The organism is Fluviicola sp., assembly GCF_030151805.1.
Lineage (GTDB): Bacteria > Bacteroidota > Bacteroidia > Flavobacteriales_D > Crocinitomicaceae > Fluviicola.
Genome location: NZ_JASLCN010000155.1, coordinates 1 through 6,154, shown reverse-complemented (window position 1 = coordinate 6,154; position 6,154 = coordinate 1). Strand labels below are relative to the sequence as shown.

Sequence of the window (6,154 nt, the reverse complement as noted above, 5' to 3'; positions counted from 1 at the left end):
TAGGTGATTGTTTGCGTTCCTGATGCAGGAGCGAAAACACCTCCTGAAACTCCTGTTCCGGAATAAGTTCCACCTGCCGGAGAACCTTGAACAAGAGTGTAACCACTTCCATTATTACATAAAGTTGGCGCTGCTGTCATTGTAATCGGGTTAGCCGGACAAACAACTGTAATTGAATAAGCCTGAGATCCTGAACAGCCGCTTGCATCACTTACAGTAGCTGTAAAATTAAATGTTCCTGTAGCAGTTGGTGTTCCAGAAATTGTTCCACCTGCAGACAATGTCATTCCCGGAGGAAGTGCTCCTGCAGTAACAGCATAAGACGGTGCTCCCAATGCTCCCGTTTGAGTCAATGAATTGGAATAAGCCGAACCAGCCGTTCCTCCTGTCAAGGCTCCACCAGCGGTCATTGTAAATGCAGGACAAACGTATGGCGTATAAACCACCTGGTCAATCCCGATGTAATCTGAATTCGATCCCAATGAACCTGCACCTGAAACAAAATAACGGAAAGCAATACGTCCGGATGTTGGAGCAGGAAGACCTGAAATGGTAATCGTATACTGCGTCCATACCTGCGGATAAACATTCGCAACCAACGTAGGATTTACACTTAACAAAAGTGTTGTGAAATCTCCTGTTGCCGCTGCTCCTGCCCCCACATTCGTACTCGCTCCGTTTGTACTCAAACGCACTTCCAGGCGATCCGGATAATCCGTCTGCCCGGCACCGATCGTTGGTTTTCTGGTATAAAATGTAAATACGTCTCCGTTTCTCAACGTACGGTTCGGAGTGATCAACCAGTTGCTGATTGTTCCGGTGCTACCTGTACTGTTGAAATTTACTCCGATATACGAATTAGGAGCCCCTGTATAAGAATTGAATGGTCCCGGAGTAGGAGTTGCACTTGTTGCAGTTCCCTGAAACCAGCTGATACTTCCAACAGGTGTACTGTTGTTTTGGATCAACCAGCCATTACCTGCCAATAATGTAATATCGTCAAACGATTCAGTATACGACTGTGCAAACGACTTTGAAGACAGTCCGGACAGCATGAACGCACCAAACAAGCACGCCGTAATTGTTAAAATTCTTGTTTTCATAGGGTCAGTGATTAGCGGGTTTGTGAATTTGTTGTTTGACTGTAGCGAGCCACTTCTTCTTTCAACTGAGTGATTAATTGAGAATCCGTCGTTTTTTCCAATTCTACGGATAACATTTGAAGGTATTCTTCCTTCAAGATTCTGAATTCCTCATTCAACTGACCTACAACAGCTCTTGAAGAGTTAACAGCCTCTTTTATTTGCTGTTCTTTCGCTTCCAATTTTGCTTTTTGAGCACTCAAATCCGAGTTAGAAGAAACAACTAAACCAGTTGTTTTACCGGACTTTTTAGTTTGAGCCTGTCCATAACCGAAAGGCACCGTTGTCATTAAACACAACGCTACAAATAGTAACTTTTTTCTCATAGTAATAGTATTAATACGCTCAAAAATAAGGTTTTACAATTAAACTATTCAGAAAAAGTTAAAATGAGGGGTTTTTCAGGGGTTTCCCCCTACATCGAAGAAATTAGTTGATTAAAGCCCGATTTTGTTCAAAAAAACAGCTGATAACTGCCTTTTGTCAAAAATTAAAAAAATTACGCAAAATTCCATTCAAAATCGACAAAATTCTGTTCAATTTTCAGGTAAAAACTCACATGCAGTTAATTTTATATAAGATCTTTCAGTAAAGAGGAATTTAGACAAATTTCCCGTACAGGTCGTAATGATCTGCAGAAGTAATTTCAACCAATGCAAAATCTCCGATACTTACATACCCTTCGGATTTCTTTACCAAAACTTCATTGTCTACTTCAGGAGAATCAAATTCGGTTCTTCCGATAAAATAGTCACCTTCGATACGGTCAAACAATACTCTGAATGTTTTTCCGATCTTTTCCTGGTTCAATTCGTAGCTGATCCCCGACTGTAATTCCATGATTGCATCTGCACGCTCGCGTTTTATCTCGTCCGGAACATCGTCTTCCAATGAGTAGGCGTGCGTATTTTCTTCGTGTGAATAGGTGAAAATTCCTAAACGGTCGAAACGCATCCGTTCAACAAATTCATACATTTCTTCGAAATCGTCTTCTGTTTCTCCCGGATACCCGGCAATCAATGTGGTTCGAATAGCTACTCCCGGAACTTTTTCGCGAATCGTATTTACCAGAGCTTCGGTTTTCTCACGTGTAATTCCACGTCGCATGGACTGAAGAATTTTCGTAGAACCGTGCTGCAAAGGCATATCCAGATACAAACACACATTCGGATGCTTCACCATCGCATCCAGCACGTCCATCGGGAATCCTGCCGGAAAAGCGTAGTGCAAACGAATCCATTCGATTCCTTCTACTGCCGCCAGTTGATCCAGCAATTCCGCCAGGTTGCGCTTTTTGTAAATATCCAACCCGTAATAAGTCAAATCCTGTGCAATCAACAAAATTTCTTTCACTCCCTGGGCAGCAAGACTCTTTGCAGAATGCACCAATTGATCCATCGGAGTGGAAACGTGTTTTCCACGCATCAACGGAATAGCGCAGAATGAACACGGTCTGTCGCAACCTTCTGCTATTTTGAAATAAGCATAGTGCGAAGGAGTCGTCAATAAACGCTCTCCAACCAGTTCGTGCTTGTAATCTGCTTTTAATGTTTTGAGTAAGCGCGGCAATTCTCTGGTTCCGAAAAAGGCATCCACTTCCGGAATTTCCTGTTCGAGATCATCTTTGTAGCGCTGTGCCAAACAACCGGTAACGTATACTTTATCTACCAACCCTTCTTTTTTGGCATCGGCATATCTCAAAATCGTTTCGATGGATTCCTGTTTGGCATTGTCGATAAACCCGCACGTATTGATGATAACAATTTCCGAATCGTCTTGTTTTGCTTCATGCTCCACTTCAAACTTATTGGCTTTCAATTGCGCCATCATAACTTCAGAGTCAAAGGTGTTCTTTGCACATCCAAGTGTTACGACATTTACTTTATTTTTTCGAAGTGTTTTTGTTTTCATGAAATTGATTCAATACTAAAAGGGGCACAAAGATACGGTAAATTCTTTGAAGTTCAGGAAAGGGTTTTTCACGAACGATTATTTTGAATCGGATTTGGATAATTTAGGACGAATTCGTTCAGTGTCAGGACTGAATAAAAGTAAAAGCAGTGATGATCAAACTGTTTTTCGGCTTATTTCCGTAAAGGCGATTCGTAATATTGCGAATTGCAAAATAGGCATTATTACAAATCCCCTATTTTGAAAAAAAACAAAGAAACCATTTGGCATTATTCGAATTCAAAAACAGGATAATGGATTCTTTGACAAATTTAAGGAAGCGGCTTTGCCACTGCTTCATCAAACTTTGCCTGCTCCTTTTGAGGAACCTTCCGGAAGGTCAGATACAATCCGATCAAAACAAACGGAATACTTAACCATTGTCCGGTTTTCAACATCCAAAGATCGTCGTTATCGTTTTGTCCGACCTTAATAAATTCAATAAAGAAACGTGCCGTCCAGATCAGGATCATAAACACTCCGAATAATTTTCCCGGCGCCAGTTTTGCTTTTGTTTTCCAATACATACGGTACAACACAATGAATGAAATCAAATAACAAATTGCTTCATATAATTGACTCGGATGACGCGGAACGACTTCGTTATTCACCAGATATTCCGGACCAGCATTAAAGAACCGGAACCCCCAGGGCAAATCGGTCGGTACTCCGATGATTTCATGATTCACCAAATTTCCCAAACGTATAAAGCATCCTGCAATAGCAATCGGAGCAACAATACGATCCAAAATCCACAGCATCGGACGATGAACTACCTTCCTGGAATAAACATACAACATGATCAAAATCACAATCGCTGCACCGTGACTTGCCAAACCACCTTCCCACACTTTGAAAATATCCATCGGGTGGTCGAAATATCCTTTCTCGAACTGTCCTTTTGCATTGAATCCATCGTGATAAGGTCCGTAAAAGAATACGTGACCCAAACGAGCACCGATAATGGTTGCCGGAACAACATACAACAACAACTTATCCAGGTATCTCTCAGAAATCGCTTCCGAACGGAACATTTTTCGGATCACATAGTATCCGATAATCATCCCCCCGACAAACAACAACCCGTACAAATTCGGGGTTGACCATCCATCAATAATTTGTGAGTCTATTTTCCAGTCTATCGCTAATTCCACGTGTCTTGATTTTGTTGGTCGAAGATAGTTTTTTTATTGATTCAATTTTTGCAATAAATGATCTGCGCGCCCTTTTTTGAAAATTTTATTGCTGTTATTCAAGCCTTTTCTCATCTCTTTTTGCTCTTCAAAAGACAGGTGCGTGATTGACTGACATTCAGGTGTACAACAGCCCTCGTATTTTGACTTGCATTTTTCACACTGAATGAACAGCAAATGACATGCTTCGTTTGCACAGTTTGTATGAACATCCGCCGGTTCTCCACATTGATGACAAGAAGAAACGATATCATCCGTCACGCGCTCACCTCTTCGTTCATCAAAAACGAAGTTCTTTCCAATAAAGCGGTTTTCCAATCCTTTTTCCTTGCATTCGTTGGCATATTTAATGATTCCGCCTTCCAGCTGATGCACATTCTTGAATCCCTGGTGTTTGAACCAGGCAGACGCTTTTTCACAGCGAATTCCACCGGTACAATACATCACAATATTTTTGTCCTCGTTTCCTTTCAAATACGCATCTTCAATAATCGGAAGTGATTCTCTGAAAGTATCTACATCCGGAAGAATTGCCCCTTTGAAATGACCTACTTCGTGTTCGTAATGATTACGGAAATCAATCAGAATTGTATTCGGATCTTGTGTTAATGCATTGAACTCTTCGGCTTTCAAATGCTTTCCGATATCCGTTACATCGAAACTTTCATCCGAAAGTCCGTCTGCCAGAATTTTGCTTCTGACTTTCACTTTCAACTTCAGGAACGGAAACTCTGCCCCTTCTTCCTCAACTGCGATGTTCAAACGAACACCATCCAAAAAGTCGATTGAGTATAAATCATCCCGGAAATTGTTCAAACGATCGGTTGGAACGGAGATTTGCGCATTGATTCCTTCATTCGCCACATAAATCCGGCCAACAACCTGAAGGTTATCCAATAATTGGTACAAATAATCTCTGAAGATTTGAGGATTGGCAATTTTAGCGTACTTATAGAACGAGATCGTCACGAATTCATGACCTGCCTCACGCAATTTTTGCTCTAATTCCTCTTTACTAAATGTATTCCACAGTTGCATGCTATGTTTGTTTTTGTAAAAAGTGATGCAAAGGTAATCAGTTATTCGTGATTAGACAATAGTGATTTGTTGGTTTTTACAAATCACTTGTCCCGGAATTTAGGTGGTTTTTGAAATTTCCCGCTGAGGGCCGCTGAGTCAAGTGTAAAAAGTCTCTCGTTTTCTGCTAACATCTGCCCTTTCTGCGGGAGAAGAAAATACACGGATATTTGATGTCAGTATCTTTCCATTTCATCACCTATATTTTAGGACACTACGTTTACAAAAAAGAAAACTCCGGCACCTGAGACAGTATCCGGAGTTTTCAATTAAACCTAACCCCTAAATTTATCATTTTACATACGCCGCTACAACTTATGCAACTCAATGGAAATATGAATCCGGAATCACTTACGAATGAAATGGATTTTTGGATTTTTGAAAGGGAATATTTTTTTTAGAAATCAAAAAAGGTGTCTTCGACTTTGCTCAGACACCTGGGAGATTCTATTTACAAGATGGTATTTATGTACACTGAGCGAAGTCGAGGTGTACCGTTCAGAAATATTATGTTTTACGCTTCTGCTTTTTCGCAGCCGGAAACAAAATATTATTCAGGATCAAGCGATAACCCGGTGAATTCGGATGCAAGTTCAAATCCGTAGGCGGATCTCCGACACGGTGCTGATAATCTTCCGGATCGTGACCGCCGTAGAATGTCCATGTTCCCTGGCCCAATTCGCCGTGAATATATCGTGCTGTATTCAATGCTTTGTTTTCACCCATCACCAATACGTTCGATTTGATCAAATCGCGTCTGAAATCAGTTGTCTGCCCCATGAAACCATCAAT

Annotated in this window: 5 protein-coding genes and 1 pseudogene; all 6 read right to left on the bottom strand. The window is 41.0% G+C overall.

Annotated features, from left to right (window positions below; all coding sequences use genetic code 11):
* On the bottom strand, positions 1 to 1,103 hold a 1,103-nt coding region (locus tag Q1V93_RS05895; protein WP_300662746.1), incomplete at its 3' end, for a choice-of-anchor J domain-containing protein.
* Between the two features lie 11 nt (positions 1,104 to 1,114).
* Positions 1,115 to 1,468: a hypothetical protein gene (locus Q1V93_RS05890; RefSeq protein ID WP_300662744.1), complete on the bottom strand. Its 354-nt coding sequence runs from the start codon at positions 1,466 to 1,468 to the stop codon at positions 1,115 to 1,117.
* A 274-nt stretch (positions 1,469 to 1,742) separates the two neighbouring features.
* Positions 1,743 to 3,053, bottom strand: coding sequence for a 30S ribosomal protein S12 methylthiotransferase RimO (gene rimO, locus Q1V93_RS05885; RefSeq protein WP_300662742.1), 1,311 nt, complete (start codon positions 3,051 to 3,053; stop codon positions 1,743 to 1,745).
* Between the two features lie 311 nt (positions 3,054 to 3,364).
* Positions 3,365 to 4,246, bottom strand: a complete 882-nt coding sequence (locus Q1V93_RS05880) for a prolipoprotein diacylglyceryl transferase (RefSeq protein WP_300662740.1) — start codon at positions 4,244 to 4,246, stop codon at positions 3,365 to 3,367.
* A gap of 33 nt (positions 4,247 to 4,279) precedes the next feature.
* A complete protein-coding gene (locus Q1V93_RS05875) occupies positions 4,280 to 5,323 on the bottom strand; it encodes a rhodanese-related sulfurtransferase (RefSeq protein ID WP_300662739.1) in 1,044 nt (347 codons plus the stop codon).
* 546 nt (positions 5,324 to 5,869) lie between these two features.
* Positions 5,870 to 6,154: pseudogene (locus Q1V93_RS05870) on the bottom strand (asparagine synthetase B); the annotation flags it as partial.